We start from the raw sequence: 25,413 nt of genomic DNA, 5'->3' as shown, positions 1-25,413 counted from the left end.
GGAGCTTAAGCTCATGCTCGGTCCGATCACCTACCTCGATGCGGCGGTGCTGGCCATTTGCTTCATTTCTGGCCTGCTGGCCATGTATCGCGGTTTCTCGCGCGAGATGCTCTCGATCATCTCGTGGGCCGTGGCCGCAGCGGCGGTGCTTTATTTCGTTCTCTTCCATAAGCCGTTTGCGCAGGACATGGCTGCCCAGATGGGCACGCCGGTGGCTGTGGCTCAGATCGTCGTTGGCGCAGTCATCTTCCTGATCGTGCTGATCGTGGTGCATCTGCTCACCGCAAGGCTGTCCGATACGATTCTCGACAGCCGAGTCGGTATGGTTGACCGCGTCTTAGGATTTCTGTTCGGGGTCGCGCGCGGCTTTATCCTGATCGTTATCCCCTACATGTTTTATGAGGCGTTCTTCCCCGATCGGGAACAGCATTTCCCGTGGGTCAAGGAGGCTGTCACGCTTCCCTATATCCAGAGCACGGGCAATTCGATCCGCTATGTCCTTGAGGCATATATGCCCTCGTCGCTGACCAATCCGGGCGGAGATCAGCCGCAGGATGAACAGCCCACGCAGCTTCAGCAGCAGGGTTCATTACAAATTCGGCAAAGCGACGAAATGGCGCTTGAAGCGGGGGGGAGATATCATATTTCTGTCACCTGGACGGTGCGCGCAAGTTAACCCGGACAGCACACTGGCCTTAATCGCGTTCATAAATTCGCCGCGGCGGGCGACACCAGTGGGAGGTGGCCATGACTCAACGGCTCGATGACACCGATTGCAGTTCGGATGACGACGCAAGCGAGTGTGCGAAACTCCAAGGCCCCGGTTATCTACGCTACGGCGACGACAGACTCCGCGAAGAATGTGGAGTCTTCGGCATTTTTGGGCACCCCGATGCCGCCGCGGCTAATCGTCGCGCTGGGTCTGCATGCGCTCCAGCATCGCGGCCAGGAGGCCTGCCGGCATCGTCTGCTACGACGGACAGCCAGTTCCACGTCCGAGCGCCGCATGTCGGCCTGATCGGCGACCACTTCTCGCGCGCCAGCGTCATCGAGCGCCTCAAGGGCCACACTGCGCCATCGGCCACACCCGCTACGCCACGACGGGCGGCGATCCGGTACGTCCGCAACATCCAGCCTTTCTTCGCCGAACTCGCCGATGGCGGCTTCGCTGTCGCGCATAACGGCAACCTGACCAATGCGATGACGGTGCAGCGCGCGCTGCAGAAGCAGCGGCTCGATCTTCTCAGTCGACCTCCGACACCGAAACCATCCTGCATCTGCTGTCGCCACCTCGAAGGAACGCGACCTCAATGCGCGCTTCATCGATGCGGTGCGCCAGGTCGAGGGTGCGTTTTCGCTGGTCGCGCTGTCGTCGAAGAAGATGATCGGCTGCCGCGATCCGCTCGGCATCCGCCCGCTGGTGCTCGGCGATCTCGACGGCGCCTGGATCCTCGCCTCCGAGACCTGCGCGCTCGACATCATCGGCGCGCGTTTCGTGCGCGACCTCAAGCCCGGCGAGATGGTGATCGTCACCACCGAGGGCATCGAGAGCATCTTCCCGTTCGAGCCGCAGAAGCCCGCGCGTCCGTGCGTCTTCGAATATGTCTATTTCGCCCGTCCCGATAGCGTCATCGGCGGGCCGCAACGTCTATGACGTGCGCAAGCAGCATCGGCGCCGAGCTGGCGCTCGAAAGCCCCGTCGACGCCGACATCGTCGTGCCGGTGCCGGACTCTGGCGTACCCGGCAGCCATCGGCTTCTCGCAAGCCGCCGGCCTTCCGTTCGAGCTCGGCATCATCCGCAACCACTATGTCGGCCGCACCTTCATCGCCGCCGGGCGAGTCGCATCCGCCATCATGGGCGTCAAGCTGAAGCACAATCGGCCAACCGCCAGCATGATTCGACGGCAAGCGCATCGTGCTGGTCGACGATCCGCATCGTCCGCGGCACCACCTCGAAAAAGATCGCCAAGCTGATGTACGAAAGCGGCGCGCGCGAAGTGCACATGCGCATTTCATCGCCGCCAATCACGCACCCGGATTATTATGGCATCGATACGCCGGACAGCACTTCGCTGCTGGCGGCGACGATGGACCTTGAGGGCATGCGCGAATTCCTCGGCGTCGACAGCCTCGCGTTCCTCTCCGTCGATGGCATCTATCGCGCTGTTGGCTTTGAAGGCCGTGATGCGCGCAGCCCGCAGTTCACCGACCATTGCTTCACCGGCGAATATCCAACACCGCTCACAGACCAGAGCGGCGTTGCCATTCCCCGTCAGCTCTCGTGGCTGGCTGAGGTGGGCTGATCGCCGTTTGGCTTTTGACTGCGTTACCGGCGCCGGGCCATGTGTCCGGCGCTGTTCGTTTGGGCTTCGGCGCAGGTATGTGCGGCCACCGCACGGCGGCGTTTTGCCTTCCCCGGTGGTGCCCGGCGCCGCGTTCAGGCTATAGATGCTCCGGGCGTATTCCCGCTGTCGCCGATGCCACAATCAACCCGTGAGAGCACAAACCCATGAAGCATAAAAAGCCGCTCAAGGATCGTTTGGCCCTCGTCACGGGCGCCTCGCGCGGCATCGGCCGTGCAGCCGCACTGGCACTGGCTGAGGCGGGCGCGCATGTCATTCTTGTTGCGCGCACCATCGGCGCGCTGGAGGAACTGGACGACGAGATCCGCCGCGTCGGCAGCAAGGCGACACTGCTGCAGCTCGATCTGACGAAGGGCGACCGGATCGATCAGCTCGGGCCGACCATCTATCAGCGCTGGGGCAAGCTCGACATTCTCGTCGGCAACGCTGGCATCCTCGGCCCGCTATCACCGCTGCCGCACGTAACAGAAGACGCATGGAGCCAGGTGATCGACATCAACCTGTCGGCCAACTGGCGTCTGCTGCGCACACTCGATCCGCTGCTGAAGCGCTCCGACGCCGGCCGCGTGATCTTCGTCACGTCGGGCGCCGCCACCGGCAAGTATGCCTACTGGGGGCCGTATGCCGTATCGAAGGCGGGCCTTGAAGCGCTGGCGAAAACCTACGGCAACGAGGTGAAGTCGTCCGACATTCACGTCAACCTCGTCAATCCGGGGCCGGTGCGCACGGTGATGCGCGCGAAAGCCTTTCCCGGCGAAAATCCCGAAACGCTGCCCGCTCCGCAGGAACTGGCGCCGCTGTTCGTCGAGCTCGCATCGCCGTCGTGCGACTTCTCCGGCCGCATCATCAATTTCGCTGACTGGAAGAAAGAACACACCGAAAGCGAAAGCTGATCATCCGCCCGCGCACGATTGAGATCGGCGCGTCATTTGACGGCAACGCGCGTCGATCAGTCGAAGTTGATGACCATGCCGTCATAGGCCGGTTCTACATTCTCCGGCAGCTCGCGGCGCAGCGCCTCGTAATCGAGATCGGTCGTCATGTGCGTGAGGATCGCGCGCTTGGGCTGCAGCCGCTTGATCCATTCCAGCGCCTGTTTGACGCTGAAATGGCTGGGATGCGGAATGAAGCGCAGCGCATCGACGATCCACACATCAAGTCCCTGCAGCATCGCCGCCGACGCATCGCAGATGTCACTCACGTCGGGCGAATAGGCCAGCTTGCCGATGCGGAATCCCAGCGTCGGGATATCGCCATGCACCTGCTCGAATGGCACCAGTTCGATTGCGCCGGATGGGCCGTCAATGCGTACCGGCTGCGGCGGCGCGATGGTATGTGCGGTTAAAATGGGCGGATAGCTGGAGCCTGCGGGCTTCTCGAAGCAATAGGCAAAACGCGCCGTAAGGCTTGCACGCGTCGCATCGTCAGCCCACACATCCAGCCGCTTTTTCATCGCGTAGGCGACCATGCGCAAATCATCGATGCCGTGCGTGTGGTCGGCATGATCGTGCGTGTAAAGCACGCCGTCCAGCGCATCGCAGCGCACGCTGAGAAGCTGCTCACGCACATCGGGCGAGGAATCGATCAGCGCCGTCGTGTTGCGCGGTTTGCCCAGCCGCTCCACCAGCATGCTGCAACGCAGACGTCGGTTCTTCGCGTTGGTCGGATCGCATGCACCCCACATGGTGCCGATGCGCGGCACGCCCCCCGATGAGCCACAGCCCAGAATGGTGGCGCGATAGCTCATGCGCTGGCGCTTTCCGATGTGTCGGGCCGCTTCACCTTTGTGAACAGCCGGAAGAAGTTGTCGGTGGTGATGCGTGCTATATCGTCCTGCGATACACCCTTCACCTTGGCCAGCGTCGCGGCGGTGTGCGCCACATAGGACGGCTCGTTGGTCTTGCCGCGGTACGGCTCCGGCGCCAGATACGGCGCATCGGTTTCAACCAGCAGCCGATCCAGCGGTACAGCGCGCGCAATCTCGCGCAGCGCGTCGTTCTTCTTAAACGTCAGCACACCGGTGAACGAAACATAGAGCCCAAGTTCCACCGCGCGCGCGGCCAGTTCCGGCCCGCCGGTATAGCAATGCAGAATGGCCGGGAACGGCCCGCCGGAAGCATGCGCTTCCTCCAGAATCGCGATGGTGTCCTGATCGGCGTCGCGGGTATGGATTTCCAGCGGCAGACCGGTGCGGCGCGCCGCTTCGATATGCGTGCGGAAGCCTTCCGCCTGCCCCTCCGGCGAAGCTTTTTTGTAGAAGTAGTCGAGCCCCGCTTCACCGATCGCGACAACCTTCGGATGCGCGGCGAGGCGCACGATTTCATCGGCGGAAATGCCGCGCTCGTCGGGCTCGTCGGCGTTGTGCGGATGGGTGCCAACCGAGCAGTATATGTTGTCATGCGCTTCGCAGATCGCCAGCAGCTTCGGCAGCTGATGCACGCGCGTTGCAATCGTCACCATCACGCCGACGTTCGCAGCTTTCGCCCGCCGCAGAATGCCTGCCCGGTCAGCTTCGAGCTGCGGAAAATCGAGATGGCAATGGTGATCGACAAGCATGGTCACGCGGCCGGGCCTTTCGGCGGTTTTGGCTCCTTCGGTGCCTTCTTCGGCTTTTCTGCTGAGTCAGGATCTTCGTCGCCACCTTCCACTTCCGGTGCAACATAGCGCGGGAACACACCGGCAGGCGCTGGCAGTTCCGCGCCGGGCTTCAGACGTCCAGCCTCTCCCAGCGCCGCGAACCCGCGCGCCTCGTCATCCTGCGCCAGATAATCCAGCAGTTTGCCCGCAGCATCCGGCGTCACCGGCAGCGCCAGAATGGCAATCTGGCGCACCACCTCCGCCGTCACATAGAGAATGGTCTCCATGCGCTTGGGATCGGTCTTTTTCTTCGCCCACGGCTCTTCGCCCGCAAAGTAGCGGTTAGCTTCGGCAACGACGTACCACACGGCGTCGAGGTAACGCGTCACCGCCTGGCGATCCATCGCCTCACGAGCCTTCGCGTACATGCCATCGGCGGCGGCAAGAATAGCCTTGTCGGCGTCGGTGAACTCACCGGGCTGGGGCACGCGTGCGTCGCAGTTCTTGTTGATCATCGACAGCGAACGCTGGGCAAGGTTGCCCAGATCATTCGCGAGATCGGCATTGATGCGATTGGCGATGGCTTCCGGGCTGTAGTTGCCGTCCTGGCCGAAGTTCACCTCGCGCAGGAAGAAGTAACGCACCTGCTCGCGGCCATACGCCTTCACCAGATCGAATGGATCGACAACGTTGCCGACCGACTTCGACATCTTCTCGCCCTTGGAGAGCACGAAGCCGTGGCTGAACACGCGCTTCGGAATCTCCAGACCCGCCGACATCAGGAACGCGGGCCAGTAGACGGTGTGGAAACGCAGAATATCCTTGCCGATCACGTGCACGTTTGCCGGCCACAAACGCCACAGCGGATTGAGCTGATCGGGATAGCCCAGCGCGGTGATGTAATTCGTGAGCGCGTCGACCCACACGTACATCACATGTTGTGCGCCATTGCCGGACTGCTCGCGCGTGGTCGATTCCGGCACCGGCACGCCCCAGTCCAGCGTCGTGCGCGAAATCGAAAGATCCTCAAGACCGCCACGCACGAAGCTCGTCACCTCGTTGCGGCGTTCCAGCGGCAGAATGAAATCCGGGTTGGCGTCGTAGTGCGCCAGCAGCCGATCCTGATAGGCGGACAGGCGGAAGAAATAGGTTTCCTCTTCCGTCCACTCCACCGGCGTGCCCTGCGGCCCGCGTCGCACGCCGTCGTCGCCGAGCGTGGTCTCGCTCTCGTTGTAAAACGCCTCGTCGCGCACCGAATACCAGCCGGCATAGGCCTTCAGGAAGATGTCGCCGTTGGCTTCCATCCGGCGCCAGATTTCCTGCGCGGCCTCATAGTGGCGCGGCTCGGTGGTGCGGATGAAATCGTCGTTCGACAGGCCCAGCGTGCCAGCCATCTCGCGGAAGCGCTTGGCGTTGCGATCCGCCAGCTCACGCGGTGTCAGCCCTTCCCGCGCGGCGGTCTGCTTCATCTTCAGGCCATGCTCGTCGGTGCCGGTCAGGAAGTAAACGTCCTTGCCGTCGAGCCGCTCAAAGCGCGCAATGGTATCGGTCGCGATCGCCTCATAGGCGTGTCCGATATGCGGCGAGCCATTGGGATAGGAAATGGCCGTGGTGATGTAAAACTTTTGACGCCCGCTCATGGACCTTTTGTCCTCGGAATTGTGATGTCGATGATGATGCCTGAAAAGAATCGACGCTGCCGATGGACAGCGCGGCGACGCTTCACATTCGGGCGCAGGGCGCGGCGAAGATCGCATATGGGAGCATGGCTGACATATCGCAGACGGCTTCCGTTCTTCTCAAGCGGACCTGTTATCCTGAGCGGCAGCGGCCAGATTGGCCGCAGTATCAAGGATCAGCCCCTTGCGGTCGAGGTTAAGCCCAACAGTCTGGGCCTTTTCGCGGGCTATTCTTTCCCACAGCGCAGCGAACGACGCAAGCCGCGCCTCCCCCATGATCCGCGAAGCCCGCTGCCGCTCCGCGTCGGTTCCCTCGCCCGTTACAGCGAGGCGGATCAGGCGCGCCAGCGTTTCCAGCAGCAGCTCATAAAACAACTCAAAACGCTCATTAGCGGCTGTAGGTTGTAGCTCGTCTCCAAGCCGGTGCACGGCGTTCCAGTCCACCCGCGGCAGCGTCTCGATCAGGCGATCGACATGTCCCTGCAGCTCGATGCCGCCGCCGCCTAAAAGCCCCAGCAGCCGCCCGGTGCTGCCGCCCGCCAGAGCGATCAGCGCGCTCCATTCTGATTCGTCCGGCGCCTTCAGTTCCGCAACCGCCAGCGCCTGTTCCGCCGCAGCACGCAGGTCTTTGTCGGACAGCGCCGGCAGCACCAGATCGCGACAGCGCGAACGTATGGTCGGCACCAGTTGCCCCGGCGCCGACGATATCAGCAGAAACACCGTGCGCTCCGGCGGCTCCTCCAGCGACTTCAGCAGCGCGTTGGCGGCATTCACGTTCAGGTCGTCGGCCTGATCGACGATCACCACGCGCCAGCCATCCCCAGCCGCGCGATGCGACAGGAACGAGCGCAGCCGCCGCACCTCGTCCACCGGAATGGAGGTCGTGAAGCGCTTGGCCTTGGTGTCGTACGGCCGGCGGATCAGCAGCAGTCCGGGATGCGAAAGCGCCCGCACCTGACGCGCGGCGATGCTGTTCTCCGGCACTGAAAGGCTGGTCCCCGAAGGATCGCGCTCATCAGGGGATGCCAGCGCGGCGCGTGCGAAACGATACGCCAGCGTTGCCTTGCCGATGCCCTGCGGGCCGGAAAGCAGCCACGCATGGTGCGTTCGCCCTTCCGCCAGCGCCTCCGCCAGCATCGCCTCGCCTGCTTCCAGACCGAACAGACGTGCTGTATCGCGCGGATGCGGGAAGTCACCCAGCCGATCAGCTTCGGGCAGAGCTTCAACCTGTTGTGCGGCGGGCGTGCGGGCCATCAGGCCACCGCTGCCAGCAACCGGCTTTCCACCGCGCGCCACACCTCGGTGAACACCTCCCGCTCGTCCTGCGCGGCGTCTATCAGCACACAGCGATCCGGCTCAGCGGCTGCAATGGCCTGGAACGCTCCGCGCAGCCGCCAGTGGAATTCAAGGTCGCGCCGTTCGTAGGCGTCGGCTTCGGTATCGGGATTTATGCGGTCAACGCGGCGCGCGTAGGCGCGGCCCAGCCCAAGCTCGGCCGGCAGATCGAGTATGATGGTCAGGTCCGGCAGCGTCGGGCTGACGATCATCTCGTTCAACGTATCGATCACCTCGCCGGGCAGCCCGCCTGCCACGCCCTGATAAACGCGGGTGGAATCGATAAAGCGGTCGCAGATCACCCACACGCCATCGTTCAGCGCCGGACGCACAACATGATCGAGGTGATCGGCGCGGGCGGCATAGAACAGCAGCGCTTCCGACAGCGGCGAATGGGGCGGCGTCGCGGGATCGAGGATCACATGCCGCATCGCCTCGGCAAACGGAGAACCGCCCGGCTCGCGCGTCATCGCGGTGGCGATGTTCCGGGCCGCCAGAGCATCGGCGAGCAGGCGCGCCTGGGTCGACTTGCCCGAGCCTTCGCCGCCTTCAAAGGTGATGAATTTGCCCAGCACGGCCACTTCCCCTGTCGCTGCCAGCCGCTGCGGCAGGCGTCCCAAGTCGGTAACATGCAGGGCCGCTACCGGCTAGACCAGGAGGCGCGTGCTCTGACAGGACACCGAGCTGGCTGGCACCGCACCAATGCCCAACGCAACAACGGCAAAAAAATAAATCGCAAAATCGCCGCCTAATGCCTTTTCGAGTTCCACTCAATAAGAGGCGCGATTTCCGCTTCAGTCCATGGATCATCGAGCTCTTCGCGGTGCCTCCCCCGGAGGCCGCGTATCTTGTTATGCTTCACTGCGGAATAGAAAGCATCAGAAACAAATAGCGACCTCGGGGCCACGGTCTCACCGCACCAGATATGGTGCTCCCCTATCGCCGGGCAGCTCAGCTCGAACTTTTCCAGCATCCCCGCGAAGAGCGTGGGAGGATCGAATTCATACGTTTGCCATACGGGCTGATGTTTTCGGAAAATGATCGCATCGACGCCCACGGCGCAATTGAAGATGTATAGTTTCTCATCAATCAGCGTGCCATCGCGATGCTCAATCATGAAGGGAAAAAACTGATGCATACCGGGCTCAAATTGTTCGACTAGGTTTTTGAAGCGCTCACTTACAGCGTTCAATCCTGGCATAGGAAATACGTCCACAAATGGTTTTTCCCATGGCTCCTCCAATCTTCCCGACGTCGGCACAGCCCCGGGATTTACAGGAAACCCAACGCTCATGCCGAGAACAAAATAGTTATCCGGCGGATTTATAAACTCGATCGAAGGCGTTGCGAATTCAGAGGAGAAATCAAGCTGCCAAGCCATTGCCGGCTCCTATTAAATTACACATCGCCTGCAACCCGACATCGCTAGGACGCGCGCAGATGCGGCCAGCATTGGCGGATACGGTATCCGGGCTGGACCACCTTCCAGGAAATCCGTGTGACGCTCTCGCGAAGCCGCTGCGACTAGCCCTAACGTGCAGTCCCTGCCCCGGCCTAGTCCTCGGCCTTCAGTGACGGAATGAGCCCCAGCGCCAAATAGGCCAGCGAATCGAGGCCACGCCGCACCAGTCCGCCCTCTTCCACATCCTTCGCCGCATAGAGCGGCACTTCATTGACGGAATTGTTCTGCGTGATAACGCGCAACACCGCCACCTTATCGCCCTGCCGCACCGGCGGCTTCAGCGGCCCGTTGTAGACAATCTCGGCCTTGAGCCGCGGATTCTCCGGCACGCGGGGCAAGATCACCCGCACCGCGCCAGCGCCGGTCAACGGCACGAACAGGCTCTCGCCGCCCCATACCCGCGCCGAGCCCACGGTTTCGCCGGCCTCAAACAGCGTGAACGGCGCAAAGCTGCGATAGCCCCAGTCCAGCAGACGCCGCGCCTCGGAAGTGCGCTCCGCCTCGGTGGCAAGGCCCATCACGACCACGATCAGCCGCTTGCCACCCTGCACCGTCGAGCCCACGAGATTGTAGCCGGATTCCCTGACGAACCCCGTCTTCAGACCATCGGCGCCGATGTCCAGTGCCAGCAGCGGATTGCGGTTGAAGAACTTGAACTTGCTGTACTCGAACAGCCGCTGCGAAAAGATCGGGTAGTATTCGGGATATTCGCGGATCAGGTAGCGGGCCAACAGCGCAATTTCGCGCGCCGTCATCTGCTGATCGGCGTGATAGAGTCCGCTCGGATTGGCGAATGTCGATTTCGTCAAGCCGATGCGCTTGGCTTCCTCGGCCATGCTTTTGGCGAACTGCGCTTCACTGCCGCTCAGGCCTTCCGCCAGACAGATCGCAGCGTCGTTGCCCGACTGGATGATCAGGCCTTTCAGCAGATCATCGACGGTCGCGGTCGTGTTGATCGGCACAAACATCGACGATGTTCGCGAGGGTGCACCGCCCGTGCGCCAGGCATGCTCGCTCATCCTGAATTCGTCGGTGAGCTTTATCCGCCCTTCCTTCAGCGCGCGAAACACCACCGCCGCCGTCACCAGCTTCGAAATAGAGGCTGGCGGCATCAATTCATCGGCGTTGTGCTGGAAATAAACCGCGCCCGTATCGGCATCCAGCAGCAACGCTGCCTTGGCCTTCGTTTTGAAGCCGCCCTGCGCCATCGCAAGCTGGGGCGCGAGGATGGCAAACAGCGCCGCCAGCACTGCCAGCGTCCTTATCAGGCAGTCCCGAAGTCCGCGACGGTGGAGAAAAAGCATTTGAATATCGGACCTTGTCGGCTGATTGCATCCGGATCGAACTATCCCGTCTGCCTACGGTCCATGTCAACGCCACGCGCTATTTATCTAGCGGCGCCCATTCACTTGTCCCCTCAAGGTTTGCGCTTGCCTGTGGCGCAAATCCAGCTTCCGCGATGCGTGCCATGGCGGCTGCGGCCCCGGGATCGTCATAGGGCCCCATGCGCACTGAAAACTGCTCGGCGCCATCGGCACCCATCACATCCACCTGGCTGGCGTCGCTGCCGCCAAGCATGCGCCGCAGTCGCTCAGCTTCCGCGTGGGATGTGAACGGGCCAACGCGCACATATACCGGTTCAGGCAGTTCGGCGCCCAACGCCGAGCGCGAAGACCCCTTCAGCCGCAGCCGGTGCTCCCGGTATGTCCACGCCATCACCGACGTTGCAGCCATAGCCACCGCCGTGCGTCCCAACGCGCTGTTGGAACTGGCCGGTCCGCCAAGCGATGCTGTCGTAATCGAGCCCGCCGTTTCTGACTGCGCCATGTTGATGCCGCCCGACCAGTTCTGCGCCATCAGAAACTGCCGTTCCGTCGTGTCATCGCCGTTCAGCGGCGCGCGGCCAGCATAGCGCACGCGCACCTTCGCCAGCCCCTTCTGCTTGAAGCCCAGCGCTTCGGCGGAGCGCATCGACATATCGATCATGCGGTCTTTGGCGTACGGTCCGCGATCGTTGATGCGCACCAGAATCGTGCGGTTGTTCTGCAGATTGGTCACATACGCATAGGACGGCATCGGCAGCGTCGGATGCCCGGCCGTCAGCGCATGCATGTCATAGATTTCGCCGTTCGACGTCTTGCGACCATGGAACGGCGACCCATACCAGGAAGCGGTGCCGGAGCGATCATAATTGGGCTCTTCCTTGGGGTAGTACCACCGGCCGGCGACCTGATACGGCTTGCCAACCTTGTATACACCCCCGCCCTTCGGAACGGCACCGGAATGGACCAGGCGCGGACTGGCGGCAACGCCAAGCTCGCTTTCGGTCGATCCCACTTTGCCGGAGCCCAGGCTTCCGGTTGTGACAGGAGAAACCCCGCTGCTGCCGGAGCACGCGGCCAGCGCGGCCGCACAAACGGTAACGGAAAGGCGCAGCACGTTACGGACGATCAAAGGTGTGGAGCGACCGCGGCCGCCTGTCGCGTCCATTGCCGACGGGCCAACAACGCGGCGCAAATCATGCTTTGCCACTGTTCGCGGCCCTATCGCCGTCTCGCCCGCCAACCTACGCATCGCACACTTTCCCACCTATCCCGGTTGTAGGGATCGGCCATCTGTCCATCGCCCTGACGTCTCGTGCACGTGCACGGGGCCCGTCTCCGGCTGTTATTGAGGCGCCGTGCTTTCCCACCGGAAGGGCCTGCGGAAGCACGTTCAAAGCTCGTTGGCCAGCTTGCGATGCCGTTGCACCGTCTGACCGGAACGAAGGCCGGCTTAGCGGTCTTTCAACCGCCTCTCCCCTCCATTGGGGCCAGATCCTCGGAATCCTCAGATCCTCACCGACAGGGCGCGGCGCAACGGCGCGCCCCTGTGAGAAGCATGGCAATACGTGCTTGAGATTGGGTAAAGGGAGAAACCGGCTTGAGGCAGCCGCCGCAGGGCCCTATAGGTTCGCGGCGCATCGGCTCGCCGGTATGCAGGAGGGGTGGCCGAGTGGTTTAAGGCAGCGGTCTTGAAAACCGCCGTGCGGGGAACCGTACCGTGGGTTCGAATCCCACCCCCTCCGCCATATCAGCCCTGAGTGGGCTCGGTGAAAGTCACTCGGAACGACGATCTACGCTAAAGCCGATAGGATAAAGTCGCCCGGCTCCGAACAGATCGTTGCCGGTATTGTTACTGCTAATGACGGATAGGATACATGATGACGCTGTTGTTCCAATGACAGCCAGTCTTGCATGTCGCGAAAGAATTGACGTAGCCCGCGCCGTTATGGGGCTGCCTTCGACTCTGGTACGCTACGGCGATGTATGAAGCGCGGAAGATCTGTAACCTGGTGCTGTCGAAGTTCGACGCTGTCGAGTTCGATCTCACGAATTTGCGCATAAACAAGTTGCTGTTTTTCATTCACGCAGAGTCGTTGCGGCTGAGGCCCGAGGGATTGATTCGCAATCACTTCGAGGCTTGGCAATTCGGTCCCGTCATTCGCCCGGTGTTCGACGCATTCAAGGCCTACAAAGAAGCTCCAATTGCTGCGCCTGCACAATTCCTCGACTACGCGACTGGGCAACGCGGTCCAATACCGTTTGATGATGTGCGAGCAGAGGACGTTCAGATTATCGTTGCTGAATTTAAGAACTATAGCCGTTTCACTACAAGCCAACTTGTGTCGCTGTCGCATATTCCTGGTGGACCTTGGGACATCGTCTACCGCGCCACCCTTACAGATCCTACAAGCAGTCCTCGGATTCCAAATGAGCTGATCAGCGACTTTTTCGGCGGCGGGGCGCGATCCACGGTTCGACACTGACCTCGTTGGCAGATTCATGTGAATCAATTATTAATTGGAGATTCTGCACCTTTGATAGCGGGAGTCCTTGATGTCGAGGCGCGCTAAGTTATTCGAGTTGCTTGACTTCCCCAAGTTTGCGATGCCCACCGTGGTTCGTATGGATCCGGTCCAGACGTCCTTCAACCTGCGCGACCGGTTAGGCAACGCAAGCTTCATGTCCTACGGTTCGATTTGGAATCGGATGGAGTTTATCGTTAGTGGGTTGGCGTCTGACGGCTACATTCAGAGCCAATTCAATCAATACGACACTGATTGGAAGAATAACTCGATTCAAGATGTGGTGCGGCTGCTGCGACAGCACTTCAGCGGGCGGGGAAGGTGGTATGCGCTGCCACAGAAGCCGGTCAAGGTACTGGGGTTCTGGTTCAAGCCAAGCATCAAAGGCTTCTGGTATGTTGATGGGCAATCTTATGCGGTTGTGATCAACGCGCGAAAGTTGCAGCCTCTTGTGCTTGAACACATCCGCTTCTTGGCTCGCGGAGTTCATGAACTTCACTGCGTTGATGATCCGAACGACCCGATCCCCTTGATCCTGGACGTGAGTGAGCATAGCAAGAGCAAAGGGCGCGTTCTGCGACCCCACATAGTTCCGGTAGAGCAAGCTATATCTCTAGACGAGTTTGAAGCTGCCGTTCGCACGTTTTTGAAGGCCCTCGAATTGGCGGGTATTGCTGTTCCACCGGACTCCAGCGAGAACGTCCTCGACCTTTTCAAGAAGAAATAGACGGCAATCGACGCTGCGAACGCTGCAATGTGGGCCCGTCGCACCGCTTGATGCAGCATGACTTTGCCAATCCTGTTGTCGTGCTCAATCTACTGAGACGCGATCCGTCTCGAAGGATGGACGCTAAACGTTTGCTAGCCCTCTGGCATCGTTGTCGGCGGACTGATGCGTTGCCGCCATCGTCCGACATGATCGATCAGAGCGCGCAGCTTTGGCGCCATGTTGCGGCGCTGAGGAAAATATAGAAAGAAGCCCGGAAACGGCGGCAGGAAATCCTCCAGCAGGGACGTGAGTTTCCCGGTTTCGACAAACGGCCTGAGCGTCTCTTCGGGTGCGAAGGTTATGCCGCCCCCGGCAAGGGCAGTCCTCAACATCAAGCGCAGATCGTTGGTCGTGATCTGCGGCTCTACGGCCACGTCGAATGGCAGGCCGTTCTCCTCGAATTCCCAGCGATAAGGCGCAACGTCGGGCGATGGTCGCCAACCGATGCAGCGATGCCGGACAAGATCACGGGGATGCGCTGGCGCGCCATGAACAGCGAGGTAGTCTGGAGATGCGGCTACCATTTCCCGCTGGTCACCGGTCAGAGGGATGGCGATCATATCCTGCTCGATGACTTCGCCTAGCCTTACGCCCGCATCAAATCCTGCAGCCACGATATCGAACTCGCCGTCTGTCACTGTGATATCGATCGTCACACCGGGATTGGCCACTGCAAACGACGCGATTAGCGGACCCGACAGGAATTGTTCCGCGATGGAGGTGGCGGCGATCCGCAGCAGTCCGCGCGGTGCGCTCTCAGCTGCGGCCACGCCTTCGAGTGCAGCTCCGATATCTGACAGGGGTTGCGACAGGGCTTCGCGCAACCGCTCGCCCGCTTCCGTCATACGCACCGAACGCGTCGTACGCATCACAAGCGCAGTTCCGAAAGCGTCCTCAAGTCGCCGTATCCCTTGGCTGACGGCTGATCGGGTCACACCCAGGCGGTCGGCCGCGGCGCGGAAGTTGTGTTCCTCTGCGATGGCGAGGAACAACGGCAGCAGGTTCAGATCGATCTTCATTGTAAATCACCACTAACCAGCCAGTCGAGCAATTGGCGAGTACCAGAACCAATCACAGGGGCCCACCTTTCTTCCCGAACGAACGCAATCAAGGGAGACCACTGTGGAAAAGGTTGTTCTGATTACCGGAGCCTCCAGCGGCATTGGCGAAGGTATCGCGAGAGAACTCGGCGATGCGGGTGCGAAGGTATTGCTGGGTGCCCGTCGGCTGGACCGTGTCGAAGCCATTGCAGCTGAAATCCGCAACGTGGGCGGTGTTGCGCAGGCCCGCGTGCTTGACGTCACCAACCGCCTATCTATGTCCGCCTTCGCGCAGGCTGCGGTCGATACCTGGGGGCGCATCGACGTCCTGGTCAATAACGCTGGCATTATGCCGTTGTCGCCGCTGTCCGCAGGTAAGCAGGACGAATGGGACCGTATGGTCGATGTCAATATCAAGGGCGTGCTCTGGGGCATCGGCGCGGTACTGCCGGTGATGCAAGCGCAGGGCAGCGGCCAGATCATCAATATCGGCTCTATCGGTGCGCTACAGGTCGTTCCCACCGCCGCAGTCTATTGCGCGACGAAATTCGCGGTCCGGGCTATCTCTGACGGGTTGCGTCAGGAGATGACGAACATCCGTGTCACCTGCGTCAATCCCGGCGTTGTCGAGAGCGAACTTGCATCGACCATAACCCATGCGGAAACCATGGCGGTGATGGACTCTTATCGGGCTATCGCGCTTCAACCTGCTGACATTGCCCGCGCCATTCGTCAGATTGTCGAAGCGCCCTCAAGCGTGGACACGACGGAGATAACCATACGGCCGACCGCGTCGTTCAATTGACGCCAGCACTGCTGATCAAAGACGACCAAATCCATCACCGCCAGTCAACGGGGGCCACCATGAGCAGCACTAACACCACGTCCTATCTTGAACCGACGCAGGAGGCAGGTCGCCAGTTCATGCAGCGCGACTTTGCCGGTCCTGTTGTCATGCTCAATCTGCTGAGGTTCAGGGACGTTGCCGATTACTCCAGCCACCCTGAACTGGCGCCGGCCATGCCGATCAGCGGTGCGCAGGCCTACGAGCGCTACATTGAGCACACGCTGCCATTCCTGCGGGCGAGCGGCGGTGAGATCCTGTTTCTCGGTGAGGCTGGCCACTTCCTGATTGGCCCCGCCGACGAACGGTGGGATCTGGTAATGCTGGTCCGGCAGGCCAGCGCTGGGGCCTTTCTCTCCTTCGTCAGTGATACGGGGTATCTCGCCGGACTTGGCCATCGCTCGGCGGCGGTGGAGGATTCTCGCCTGCTCCCGTTATCGGAATTGCCGTTCTCCGCCGCTATGGCCGACACCGCGCGGCTGTGAAGCCAGACGAGACGGGATCGCCTCGGCATCGAACCGGCCTTCACCGATGCCGGGGTGCCCCATCACTCGGAGCGATGCGCCCGCTGCAATGTGGCCCGGTCGCAACGCTAAAGAAGGCGAATTGATCCGCCACCGATTGCCATCAGGCACAGGCGCCAACGTCGACCCCGCAAATTCTGCCGCGCAAACAATACCTTGGCGGTAAGGAATTGAGCCGCAGCGGCGTGCCTACCCTTAGACAGCCTCTAAACTACTGGCATTGCAGCGCAATCTAAAGACAGCTAGGCAGGATCAATGGTCTGTGTGTGGCTCTCGACGCGTTGGAATAAGTAGTGACCTGGGATTTCCACAAGCTGTTTCAGCGCCATGCGAAAGAGCTGGTTCGCTCGCTGACGCGGCGCGGGCACAGCTCCGACACTGCAGCCGATATCACGCAGGATGCGTTCGTGCGGCTGCTGACGACGCAGCCGAGCCGCGTTGGCTTTGACGCCAATCCGCGCGCCTATCTTTTCGCCATCACGCGCAACCTCAGCATCGATCTGGTCCGGCGCAACAGGCTGGTGCCGAAGGTCGAGCTTACCGCCGACATGGCAGAATGGATTGTCGATCCAAACCCGCTGCAGGACGCAATTGTCTATGATCGCCAGCGCCTCGCGGCGACCGAGCGCGCCATCGCCGAATTGCCCGCGCGCACGCGGCGCGCGTTCGAGTTGCATCGGATGGACGAACTGACCATCGCCGAGATTGCCGATCGCATCGAACTCTCGACGTCGCGCACATGGTCGCTGATCCGCGACGCCTACAAGCACATCCGTTTGCGGCTTGGCGCCATCGACGCTACGCCCTAGACCATGATCGCTTCGGACCTCTATCAGTCTGAAGCGTGAATCATCGGTCTTGAGAAACTTCTCATGATCGCTTCGGACCCGATCAGTCCGAAACGTGCATCAGGTGAAAAATTGGCCAACCCGTTCGTTCTAGGAGTGGGCGCAGCGGCGCAAACGGGGATGCCATGACCGAGCAGGATCGCCTATTCGAAGAGGCGACGGATCTGATTATCCGGCTGAGAAACGATCCGGCGAGCCCCGTTGCTCTGGAGATGATCAGCCAGTGGCGTGCGCGCAGCCTGGACCATGAAGCTGCCTGGTTTGAGGCCAGCGAGATTTTTGGGCTGGCGGGCGGTGCGCTGAAACGCTCCCGCGCCGATGCCAAGCGTCGTTCCGGCCCCAGTCGGCGCAGTGTTCTCATCGGGTTTGGTGTTGGCGCGGCGGCATTTGCTGTCGGGCGGGAAGCGCTGCCGTGGGCGATCATTCAGGCGCGTGCGGATTACGTCACCGGGACCGCCGAAATCACGCACCATACGTTGCCCGATGGCAGCCGCATGACGCTCGGTCCCGACAGCGCGGTGGCGTTGTCGTTCTCGCCGACGCAACGGCGCGTCGATCTGTTGGCCGGCATGTCGTATTTCGATGTTGTTGCCAGCAACGCCGCCGCGCCGTTGCTGATTGAAGCGCAAAATGTTGCCGCCACATGCGGTGATGGCAGTTTCGACATCAGCATCGATGGCCCAACCGTCAGCCTGGGCGTTGATCGCGGTGTGATCCATGTCGGCGTGCCGCAATCGCCGACGCGCTTTGCTGACGAACTGGCCGCTGGCCGTTGGATGGCTCTAACAAACGGCGCCGACGCCATCGCACAGGGCGTGCGCGATACCAGCGAAATAGCAGCCTGGCGCGACGGTCGTATCGTTGCCGATCAGGAAACCGTGGCTGCGGTCGTCACCCGCATTGCGCGGTGGCTGCCCGGCCGCGTTGTTCTCGCCGATCCCATGATCGCGGATCGGCGCGTCAACGGTGTGTTCGATCTCACCCAGCCGCTGACGGCACTTGAAGCGGTTGTGCATCCGTTCGGCGGCAAGGTGCGCCAGATCTCACCCTTCCTCACCGTAATTACGCCGATCTGAATTTTCTTTCGGCCTGCGGGCAGAAAATTCCAACAGCCCGTTCGTTACAGGTGAAGGGGGCTGCAGATACCTGCCGGCACAGCATGCTCCCTGCGTATGAGTTGAGTGGAGTGTTTTGTAATGCGTTGTGGGGGAAATGGCCGCCGGGCTGAGGCCTGTCGCGCCGGTGTGGCCGCGTCATGGCTGGCGATCTGTGCGTGTGTCGGTGCTATCGGTGTTGCGCCGGAATTGGCGTTCGCGCAGACGGCCCAGAAAAAATCGTTCAACATCCCGGCAGGATCGTTAGCGCAGGCCCTCGCCGCCTTCGGCAAGCAGGCTGGCTTACAGGTGAGCTATCCGTCCGAGCTGACAGCGGGCAAAACGTCAGCGGGCGTATCCGGCAGCCTCACCGCGTCCGAAGCGTTGAGCGCCATTCTTGCTGGCTCCGGCCTTTCCTACAGCTTCGCCAACGCGTCGACGGTTTCGATCAGTGGCGCTGACAGCGGCGCCGGCGCAACGGTCGATGGCGCGATAGCTCTTGATACGATTGATGTCAGTGGCGGCGGGGGCAGTGCTTCGGCAGCGGCGGATGAACCGTATCAAACGCCTGGATCGTCGGCTCATATTTCTGCCGATCAGATTCAACAGGTGCGGCCTTCTCGCGCCGGCGACGTCTTCAACGGCACGCCCGGCGTCATTGCTGCGAGCAAAAACACCGGCGGCGGCGTCGACGTGAACATTCGCGGCATGCAGGGCATGGGCCGCGTGAAGGTCATGGTGGACGGCACGCAGCAGGATAGCAACACGTATCGCGGCTACTATGGCGCGGATAACCGCAGCTATTTCGATCCCGATCTGATCGGCGGCGTCGATATCGAAAAAGGACCGAGCGACGGCCCTTATGGTTCTGGCGCGATGGGCGGCGTAGTCAATTTCAAAACGCTGAACGCCGATGACATTTTGAAGCCCGGCAGTTCGTATGGCGCGCGCATTCGCGGAGGCATCGGCGGCAACACGATTGCGCCCAGTCTCAATCCGTTCATGGCACGGCCTGAAAGCGAAGAGCCAGAACTGTTCAGTTTCGACAACAAGTTCGGCAGCGTCGCAATCGCCACGCGTTCAGAGCATCTCGACGTGGTTGGTGCCGTCGTAAAACGTCAGCACGGCAATTACTTCGCGGGCAAGTACGGACCTGAGACCGTTACATACGCCGGCGACCAGTGGAATCCGAGCATTACGACCCGCTATGCATATAACAACCTGCAGGAAGAAGTTCCCAACACGTCTGAGAGCACGACTTCGACGCTCCTCAAGGGCACGTTGAAATACGGCGATCACGCACTGGAGCTGGGCCATTCCAGCTACGATTCAGAGAACGGTTACGTCTATCCGTTGTGGGCGGGACAGGCGCAGCGTCAGCAATTCCTGCTCAGCCAGACGACCTCCAATCGCTACACAGCCAAATACAAGTTCACACCCGCTGATAACGACCTGCTCGATGTGCGGTTCAACGTTTGGCGAAGCGATCTTGAGAGCAAGGATCCGTACCAGCGTCAGGCCGGATGGTGGCACAATATTCTGGAAACGGAGGCATGGGGCGTCGACGCGTGGAATAGATCGCGTTTCGATACACTCGTCGGTTCCGCGTCATTGCAATACGGCCTTGAATATTCATCGTCCGAATTCTCCGCATCGGAGCAGTATCCGAACGCGGCGCCGTTTGCGAAGGTGAGCGGGACACGTGAGCTGGGTGGAGCGTTTCTGCGTGGGTCACTGGATTTGACCAGTTGGTTGGCCGTGAACGGCGGCCTGCGCTACGACGCCTACCGTACGGAAGCTACGCCGCGGAATTCTGCATCGATCAGCAATGAAGGTAACGCGTTGCTGCCGTCGGCCGGCATCACGGTTACGCCCTGGTCCGGTATCCAGCTGTTCGGCAAATATGCCGAGGGCTATCGGCCGCCCACGGTGCGCGAAATTGCTGGCACATCAGGAGATGGCAGCGGATGGGCCGGTCCCAATCCCAATCTGCGTCCTGAGCAATCCGAGAGCTGGGAAGTCGGCGTAAATGCGCTTGGCAACGATCTCCTGCGCCAGGACGATCAGTATCGACTGAAAGTTGCATATTTTGATAGCAGCTATGCGGACTACATCACGCTGGGTAGCGCAACGCATTGCGGGTTGTGCTTCATGAACGTGAAGCAGGCGACGTTCAAAGGCATTGAGGCAACGGCGCAATACGATGCCGGGGTATTCTTCGCCAGCGGCATGCTCAACTACTACACGCACGTCGATCTTGGAAGCGACCCGTACGGACTGATGTATGAACATGGCATGGGCTATGTGCCACCGAAGTTCACGACGTCAGCAACCGTCGGCGTCCGGCTGTTCGATCAGCGTCTGACGCTGGGAACACGCGTCGCCTACCATGGTCAGCGTGCGTCGCCGTATTTGTTCCTGCCTCCGTACAGCACCGTGCGCTTCACGCCGCATCTCACGACCGCCGATGTGTTCGGTCACTATAATCTGAACGATCATACGAAGATCGAATTCAGCGTCGAGAACCTGACCGATCAGTATTACGTTGATCCGCTGGCGGTAGCGGCAATTGCAGCACCCGGCCGGACGGCCCGCATGGGTTTCACCATGATGCTCGACGAGCAGGGTGATTACAGCTCCGGCGGCATCTCCATTCCTGAGATAACGACACCTTCCAATGGCTACGACTGGAGCGGCGCGTTCGTTGGTCTGAGCGGCAGCTATTTTACTGGCGAGGGTTCCGGACAGGGAGATTTCGCAGGAACGTTCCGGACAGGGACAAGGCCGAACTTCGTCTGGATACCGTATGCCGCAGCAATGCAGACCACGCATGATCCGGCTGGGCTGACCGGAGGTGTGTTCGCTGGCTACAACAAGCAGCTCAATTCACCTGTCGTGCTGGGCGTCGATGCCAACGTCGACTACGTCAATCCTTTTGAGTTGATCTCACGCGGCACTGGTCCGGCGGTTTCTAGTGCCGTGACACGCACGCTCAGCACAACCGTGACGTCAGGCGTTGATTGGCAGGCCGGAGTGCGTGGCCGGTTCGGTTTGGCTTTTGACAGAACGCTGCCATACATCGCCGGCGGACTTGCGATTGCGCAATATAGGTACAGCTATACGTCCTTCACGCTGGATCAAGCAGTCAGCACCACCACGCGCCCCGATCCGACAGGCTTCAAGGGGACGTACATCGGCTGGACACTCGGCGCCGGTGTCGAGCACGCGGTGACCGACCACATGCTGTTCCGCGCCGAGTATCGGCACAACGATTTCGGCAAGAAGACGTTCGACACGCCAGCCGGAGCGCATAAGGTCGAGCTCACGTCTGACGAGTGGAAGCTTGGCCTCGCCTACAAGTTCTGACACTGCATCTTGGAAGGGCTGCTGCATTCTGTGCGGCAGCCCTGCCCGCTACCCACATAGTTGAGCGGCGCACTGCCGCGCATCCACCCCGCACAACCTCCACCCTGCTCCGTCCAGCACAACCGGCCTGCAACCAACCTTCAGCAGCGGTTGCTACCTGGCATCAACGTCGCTTGCCGCGCGCGGGTCCGGACACGCTTTCGCAGCCATCTGATCAACCAGCAACTGCAACGGCGCCGGGGAAACCCGCACCGGCCCCTGGAACGGCTCGCCCATTTCCTTGACCAAAAATATGGCGCCGGAAATTGCTGCCATCGCCAGCACCTGGCCGACGAAGACCACCGGATTACGTGGCGCATAGACGCCCAGATACAGAAAGATCAGACAAAACCAGCTGATCACCACAACGATGAACGCGGTTGGATTGACGGTTCGCGCGACGCCGCTGACCTTCCAGTGGTATTCCATCAGCTGGCGCGTCAACGACAACAGGCTGCTTTGCGCCTGCCTTTGATCGTCATTGACCGCCTTCAGTTGGCGCACCTCGCCGTAAAAGTGCAACAGCGCTGCCAGCGAAGTGTCCGGTGCCGTTCCCTCGCCAACGGCGCTGACATCGTCATGCCACGTGCCCTTGATGAGCTGCTCGACATAGCCGCGTAGCTCCTTGCGCACCGCACAGGCTTTGTCGCCGAAACTCAGCAGCTCAAGGTCTGTCACCTGAATTGCGGCGGCATACTTCTGAACGTCAGAGTAGGCCTCGCTGTAATTGTAGCGCGACGAGTTGATCATCAGGCCGAGCAGCAGCGACGACATGGTACCGACCAGCGCCATGCCGATGCGCAGGTTCTTCATCGCGTGCTCGGAGAGATATTCCTCCGGCAATTGCCGCGCGAGTAAAACGCCGCTGCCGCCTGCAATCAGCATCAGGATGAAAGCTGTGAGCGTTGAATCAAAGGCAGTCATGCGACGATGCTCTTCTGGCTTTCGGTTGCATTGACACGCGGTGAACGATGCATGCGATCGTGTGCTGGCTACTTGGCAAAATACTCAGGGTAGAGCGACTGCCAGAAGGCACACTTCGCATCAGCCGCAAGGTCGATCGCGTGAATATTGCCGGGCTCGAAGCGCATCGTTTGTGCGCCTTCCGCGTAGGCCTTCCACGCCGGTGCGCCGTCGGCCTTCGGCGTGCCGGTACGCATGAAGGTTGCCCAGCTCTCCGTCATTTGATCAGCCATCACCTGCGATTGCGGCGGCAGGTCCGGCCCGGAGATTGCAGTCGTATTGGAGAAATTCGGGAAGTATGCGTTGAGCTCACTCGAATGCGCCGCGCCTAGTTCGAAGCCCGGATCGGGTTCAATCGGCATCGCCACGCCCAGCACCGGCGTGTGCCGATCGGCGAATTCCCACTGATACACGGGCACGTGCTGTGACATCAGCCGCGCCGTTTCAAGATAAAGACAGCGATTGATACCAAGGTCCGGCCTGAAGTCGGTTGTCGCCGCGGTGATCGCCTGCGCCGCCGACGCGTAAGCACTAAGCGGATATTGCTCCAGCACCTTCGCTGCGTTGTCACCATAAAGGATTGCGATCACCTCGTCGTAATTCTCGGCGGTGAACTTCTTTCCGGCCTGCACGTCGTAACCAACGTAAAGGCTCAACTCGTCCCGCGTGCCACCGTTCAGCACCGGCACGCGCGCAAACTTCCCGCTTGCGATGGCGTCCAGTCCCTGCAGCGGCACGGTGCGCGCGCCGTATGTCTGCGCGAACGCGAGCAGATCGCCCGCGCCCACTTCTTCGCCGGCGGCAATCAGCGTTTGCGGGTCTTTCCCGCGCATGCATTGAAGCACTGTTGCTGCGTCCGTGCAGCCTGCCTTCTCGGCCACCACGGCTCCGAAATTTTTGCCGTCTTCAACATTGCGCAGCCGGAACACGCAGGCGCCACTCTGCACAATGGCCTTATGAAACAGGCCTTTTGTTTCCTCTGGCGCGATCAGATGCATGCAGACCGACGCTGCGCCCGCAGATTCACCGGCAATGGTGACGTTATCGGGATCGCCGCCAAACGCCGCGATATTCTCCTGAACCCAACGCATGGCCAGACGCTGATCCTCAAGCGCATAGCCGCCGTTACGTTCAGTTCCGAACGCAGGGTGTGGCATGAAGCCGAATACACCGAGGCGATAGTTCATCGACACGACCACAGCGTCGGCCTTGCGCGCCAGCGCATCCAGCCGGTAGAGCGCGGCCGAACCACCGACGAACGCGCCGCCGTGAATCCAGATGATGACGGGCAGCTTGCGTTTTGCCAGCGCCGCACCCGCCTCCCCGGCGTCCAGCGATGCGTTGGCATCAGTCGGCAGCGACACATTGAGATAGAGGCAGTCTTCGTTGTCGCTCCGTTGCGTCAGCCCATAGCGCGCAGCTTGTGCGCACGGCTCCTTGAAGTGCATTGCCGGCAGCACACCGCTCCAGGACGCTGCGGGCTTGGGTGGCTCCCAGCGGCTGTCACCGGCAACCGACATCCCATACGGAATGCCGCGAAACTCCAGCGCGCCATTGCGCATGAAGCCTGCAACTTTGCCGCCTTGCGTCTCGACAATTGCGGCCTCACCCCACTGCGATGGCGGCGCAGCCGCGACTTGAACCGGCACGGCCGCTGACATCAGAACGGCCAGGGCCGCCAATGAGAATTTAAGTTGCACCCCGAACTCCGCATTTGAGTGAGGTGCGCACATTGACGGATTTCATTTAAAATGACGGTAAGGGCTGCCGACCGACGCGATTGCGCGCCGATCTCACCACTTGGCTACGCCCAGCAAATCCATCCTTGGCCTGACATTGATCAGGCATCGGCCCGCCAGGTGCGCGCCACGACGTCTGTCCGTGGAGGCAGCAAGCTGGCCGCCGCTCCAGCTCACCGCTCCGGTTGAGGCGCAAACGGGACGGATTTCGCCTCAACACTCCCTTGCTACGCGCACGGATTGTCAGCAGCATCCCCTATTCGGGTTATGCTGCTAATGCCGGCTGCCATAACGTTAAACCAGCTTACGCGGAGAGCTTGGCCGCAATCTGCGCAACGTGCCGTCCCTGATAGCGCGCACCGGCCAACTCGTTCTCGCTCGGCTGGCGCGAACCGTCGCCATCGGCAATCGTCGAAGCGCCATAGGGTGATCCGCCCGTCACCTCTTTCACGCCCATCTGGCCGGCGAAGGAATACGGCAAACCGACAACCACCATCCCGTGATGCAGAAGCACGATCTGCGTAGTCGTCAATGTCGTCTCCTGGCCGCCATGCTGACTGGCGGTAGATGTAAACACTGAGCCGACCTTGCCGATCAGCTTGCCCTGCGCCCACAATCCTCCGGTCTGATCGAGGAAGTTCTTCATCTGCGCGGCCATGTTGCCAAACCGTGTCGGCGTGCCGATGACGATGGCGTCATAGCCCGCAAGCTCATCAACGCTGGCGATGGGCGCGGGCTGATCGAGCTTGAACCCTGACTTGCGCGCTACATCCTCGGGAACCAGTTCAGGCACGCGCTTGATGACGGCTTCGGCGCCAGCTTCGCGTACGCCCTCGGCAATCGCACCGGCCATACGCTCGATGTGGCCGTAGCTCGAATAATACAGAACAAGAACCTTTGTCATTTGCAGCTCCGTGGGCGAC

Annotated in this window: 21 protein-coding genes, 1 tRNA gene and 1 pseudogene; 11 read left to right on the top strand and 12 right to left on the bottom strand. The window is 61.0% G+C overall.

Going from position 1 to position 25,413, the window contains the following annotated elements; translation table 11 throughout:
* The first annotated feature begins 13 nt into the window (after positions 1–13).
* The 3 genes and pseudogenes from QEZ49_RS04875 (at position 14) to QEZ49_RS04865 (ending at position 3,257) form a co-directional block, all read left to right on the top strand.
* The gene (locus tag QEZ49_RS04875) at positions 14–676 is read left to right on the top strand and encodes a CvpA family protein (protein ID WP_280384730.1); all 663 of its coding nucleotides are present in this window, start codon (positions 14–16) and stop codon (positions 674–676) included.
* A 71-nt stretch (positions 677–747) separates the two neighbouring features.
* Positions 748–2,304, top strand: a pseudogene (gene purF / locus QEZ49_RS04870) (amidophosphoribosyltransferase).
* A 206-nt stretch (positions 2,305–2,510) separates the two neighbouring features.
* Positions 2,511–3,257 (top strand): SDR family NAD(P)-dependent oxidoreductase, encoded by a 747-nt coding sequence (locus QEZ49_RS04865; RefSeq protein WP_068462345.1) that lies wholly within the window; start codon positions 2,511–2,513, stop codon positions 3,255–3,257.
* A gap of 56 nt (positions 3,258–3,313) precedes the next feature.
* On the opposite strand, the gene QEZ49_RS04860 is transcribed toward QEZ49_RS04865, so the two are convergent.
* The 8 genes from QEZ49_RS04860 to QEZ49_RS04825 all read right to left on the bottom strand — a co-directional run bounded on the left by QEZ49_RS04860 (position 3,314) and on the right by QEZ49_RS04825 (position 11,991).
* Entirely contained in the window at positions 3,314–4,111 is a 798-nt protein-coding gene (locus QEZ49_RS04860) for an MBL fold metallo-hydrolase (RefSeq protein ID WP_280384727.1), read from the bottom strand.
* Positions 4,108–4,920 (bottom strand): TatD family hydrolase, encoded by an 813-nt coding sequence (locus QEZ49_RS04855; protein WP_280385083.1) that lies wholly within the window; start codon positions 4,918–4,920, stop codon positions 4,108–4,110. The genes QEZ49_RS04860 and QEZ49_RS04855 overlap by 4 nt, the downstream gene beginning before the upstream one ends.
* Positions 4,921–4,922: 2 nt before the next feature.
* On the bottom strand, positions 4,923–6,581 hold the full coding sequence (gene metG / locus QEZ49_RS04850; protein ID WP_280384725.1) for a methionine--tRNA ligase: 1,659 nt from the start codon (positions 6,579–6,581) through the stop codon (positions 4,923–4,925).
* A 159-nt stretch (positions 6,582–6,740) separates the two neighbouring features.
* The gene (locus tag QEZ49_RS04845; protein ID WP_280384723.1) at positions 6,741–7,874 is read right to left on the bottom strand and encodes a DNA polymerase III subunit delta'; all 1,134 of its coding nucleotides are present in this window, start codon (positions 7,872–7,874) and stop codon (positions 6,741–6,743) included.
* Positions 7,874–8,530 (bottom strand): dTMP kinase, encoded by a 657-nt coding sequence (gene tmk / locus QEZ49_RS04840; RefSeq protein WP_280384721.1) that lies wholly within the window; start codon positions 8,528–8,530, stop codon positions 7,874–7,876. The genes QEZ49_RS04845 and tmk overlap by 1 nt, the downstream gene beginning before the upstream one ends.
* A gap of 173 nt (positions 8,531–8,703) precedes the next feature.
* Complete coding sequence (locus QEZ49_RS04835; protein WP_280384719.1) at positions 8,704–9,336, bottom strand: DUF1629 domain-containing protein; 633 nt, start codon at positions 9,334–9,336, stop codon at positions 8,704–8,706.
* Between the two features lie 173 nt (positions 9,337–9,509).
* A complete protein-coding gene (locus QEZ49_RS04830) occupies positions 9,510–10,721 on the bottom strand; it encodes a D-alanyl-D-alanine carboxypeptidase family protein (RefSeq protein ID WP_280384718.1) in 1,212 nt (403 codons plus the stop codon).
* A gap of 79 nt (positions 10,722–10,800) precedes the next feature.
* Entirely contained in the window at positions 10,801–11,991 is a 1,191-nt protein-coding gene (locus tag QEZ49_RS04825; RefSeq protein ID WP_280384716.1) for a septal ring lytic transglycosylase RlpA family protein, read from the bottom strand.
* 406 nt (positions 11,992–12,397) lie between these two features.
* Here QEZ49_RS04825 and QEZ49_RS04820 point away from each other — a divergent pair.
* The 3 genes from QEZ49_RS04820 to QEZ49_RS04810 all read left to right on the top strand — a co-directional run bounded on the left by QEZ49_RS04820 (position 12,398) and on the right by QEZ49_RS04810 (position 13,991).
* Positions 12,398–12,487, top strand: a tRNA-Ser gene (locus tag QEZ49_RS04820).
* A gap of 234 nt (positions 12,488–12,721) precedes the next feature.
* On the top strand, positions 12,722–13,225 hold the full coding sequence (locus QEZ49_RS04815) for a type II toxin-antitoxin system antitoxin SocA domain-containing protein (RefSeq protein WP_280384714.1): 504 nt from the start codon (positions 12,722–12,724) through the stop codon (positions 13,223–13,225).
* 70 nt (positions 13,226–13,295) lie between these two features.
* Positions 13,296–13,991, top strand: a complete 696-nt coding sequence (locus tag QEZ49_RS04810; RefSeq protein ID WP_280384712.1) for a hypothetical protein — start codon at positions 13,296–13,298, stop codon at positions 13,989–13,991.
* Between the two features lie 134 nt (positions 13,992–14,125).
* Here the strand turns inward: QEZ49_RS04810 and QEZ49_RS04805 are convergent, their stop codons facing one another.
* Positions 14,126–15,052, bottom strand: a complete 927-nt coding sequence (locus tag QEZ49_RS04805; RefSeq protein ID WP_280384710.1) for a LysR family transcriptional regulator — start codon at positions 15,050–15,052, stop codon at positions 14,126–14,128.
* Between the two features lie 103 nt (positions 15,053–15,155).
* Here QEZ49_RS04805 and QEZ49_RS04800 point away from each other — a divergent pair, with 103 nt between their 5' ends.
* From QEZ49_RS04800 to QEZ49_RS04780, 5 genes are all read left to right on the top strand, one after another.
* Positions 15,156–15,878 (top strand): SDR family oxidoreductase, encoded by a 723-nt coding sequence (locus QEZ49_RS04800; protein WP_280384708.1) that lies wholly within the window; start codon positions 15,156–15,158, stop codon positions 15,876–15,878.
* A 59-nt stretch (positions 15,879–15,937) separates the two neighbouring features.
* Entirely contained in the window at positions 15,938–16,402 is a 465-nt protein-coding gene (locus QEZ49_RS04795; RefSeq protein ID WP_280384706.1) for a DUF1330 domain-containing protein, read from the top strand.
* A 332-nt stretch (positions 16,403–16,734) separates the two neighbouring features.
* Positions 16,735–17,250: an RNA polymerase sigma factor gene (locus tag QEZ49_RS04790; RefSeq protein WP_280384704.1), complete on the top strand. Its 516-nt coding sequence runs from the start codon at positions 16,735–16,737 to the stop codon at positions 17,248–17,250.
* 164 nt (positions 17,251–17,414) lie between these two features.
* The gene (locus tag QEZ49_RS04785; protein ID WP_280384702.1) at positions 17,415–18,365 is read left to right on the top strand and encodes a FecR domain-containing protein; all 951 of its coding nucleotides are present in this window, start codon (positions 17,415–17,417) and stop codon (positions 18,363–18,365) included.
* Positions 18,366–18,485: 120 nt separating this feature from the next.
* Positions 18,486–21,749 carry a TonB-dependent receptor gene (locus QEZ49_RS04780; RefSeq protein WP_280384700.1) on the top strand — a complete coding sequence of 1,088 codons (3,264 nt, stop codon included), beginning with the start codon at positions 18,486–18,488 and terminating at the stop codon, positions 21,747–21,749.
* A 153-nt stretch (positions 21,750–21,902) separates the two neighbouring features.
* Here the strand turns inward: QEZ49_RS04780 and QEZ49_RS04775 are convergent, their stop codons facing one another.
* The 3 genes from QEZ49_RS04775 to wrbA form a co-directional block, all read right to left on the bottom strand.
* On the bottom strand, positions 21,903–22,712 hold the full coding sequence (locus QEZ49_RS04775) for a DUF4239 domain-containing protein (protein ID WP_280384698.1): 810 nt from the start codon (positions 22,710–22,712) through the stop codon (positions 21,903–21,905).
* A 68-nt stretch (positions 22,713–22,780) separates the two neighbouring features.
* Positions 22,781–24,451, bottom strand: a complete 1,671-nt coding sequence (locus QEZ49_RS04770; RefSeq protein WP_280384696.1) for a carboxylesterase family protein — start codon at positions 24,449–24,451, stop codon at positions 22,781–22,783.
* Between the two features lie 343 nt (positions 24,452–24,794).
* Positions 24,795–25,394, bottom strand: a complete 600-nt coding sequence (gene wrbA, locus QEZ49_RS04765) for an NAD(P)H:quinone oxidoreductase (RefSeq protein ID WP_280384694.1) — start codon at positions 25,392–25,394, stop codon at positions 24,795–24,797.
* Positions 25,395–25,413 lie beyond the last annotated feature (19 nt).

This window comes from Hyphomicrobium sp. D-2, assembly GCF_029872155.1.
Classification (GTDB): domain Bacteria; phylum Pseudomonadota; class Alphaproteobacteria; order Rhizobiales; family Hyphomicrobiaceae; genus Hyphomicrobium_A.
Note: the sequence above shows the minus strand (reverse complement) of the source record. Positions and strands in the feature narration are given on the sequence as shown.

Bases quoted from the DNA above. Each gene is read 5' to 3' on its own strand.
- QEZ49_RS04875 (WP_280384730.1), top strand. From the start codon at position 14: ATGCTCGGTCCGATCACCTACCTCGATGCGGCGGTGCTGGCCATTTGC.
- QEZ49_RS04865 (WP_068462345.1), top strand. From the start codon at position 2,511: ATGAAGCATAAAAAGCCGCTCAAGGATCGTTTGGCCCTCGTCACGGGC.
- QEZ49_RS04860 (WP_280384727.1), bottom strand. From the start codon at position 4,111: ATGAGCTATCGCGCCACCATTCTGGGCTGTGGCTCATCGGGGGGCGTG.
- QEZ49_RS04855 (WP_280385083.1), bottom strand. From the start codon at position 4,920: ATGCTTGTCGATCACCATTGCCATCTCGATTTTCCGCAGCTCGAAGCT.
- metG (WP_280384725.1), bottom strand. From the start codon at position 6,581: ATGAGCGGGCGTCAAAAGTTTTACATCACCACGGCCATTTCCTATCCC.
- QEZ49_RS04845 (WP_280384723.1), bottom strand. From the start codon at position 7,874: ATGGCCCGCACGCCCGCCGCACAACAGGTTGAAGCTCTGCCCGAAGCT.
- QEZ49_RS04835 (WP_280384719.1), bottom strand. From the start codon at position 9,336: ATGGCTTGGCAGCTTGATTTCTCCTCTGAATTCGCAACGCCTTCGATC.
- QEZ49_RS04830 (WP_280384718.1), bottom strand. From the start codon at position 10,721: ATGCTTTTTCTCCACCGTCGCGGACTTCGGGACTGCCTGATAAGGACG.
- QEZ49_RS04825 (WP_280384716.1), bottom strand. From the start codon at position 11,991: ATGCGTAGGTTGGCGGGCGAGACGGCGATAGGGCCGCGAACAGTGGCA.
- QEZ49_RS04815 (WP_280384714.1), top strand. From the start codon at position 12,722: ATGTATGAAGCGCGGAAGATCTGTAACCTGGTGCTGTCGAAGTTCGAC.
- QEZ49_RS04810 (WP_280384712.1), top strand. From the start codon at position 13,296: ATGTCGAGGCGCGCTAAGTTATTCGAGTTGCTTGACTTCCCCAAGTTT.
- QEZ49_RS04805 (WP_280384710.1), bottom strand. From the start codon at position 15,052: ATGAAGATCGATCTGAACCTGCTGCCGTTGTTCCTCGCCATCGCAGAG.
- QEZ49_RS04795 (WP_280384706.1), top strand. From the start codon at position 15,938: ATGAGCAGCACTAACACCACGTCCTATCTTGAACCGACGCAGGAGGCA.
- QEZ49_RS04785 (WP_280384702.1), top strand. From the start codon at position 17,415: ATGACCGAGCAGGATCGCCTATTCGAAGAGGCGACGGATCTGATTATC.
- QEZ49_RS04780 (WP_280384700.1), top strand. From the start codon at position 18,486: ATGCGTTGTGGGGGAAATGGCCGCCGGGCTGAGGCCTGTCGCGCCGGT.
- QEZ49_RS04775 (WP_280384698.1), bottom strand. From the start codon at position 22,712: ATGACTGCCTTTGATTCAACGCTCACAGCTTTCATCCTGATGCTGATT.
- wrbA (WP_280384694.1), bottom strand. From the start codon at position 25,394: ATGACAAAGGTTCTTGTTCTGTATTATTCGAGCTACGGCCACATCGAG.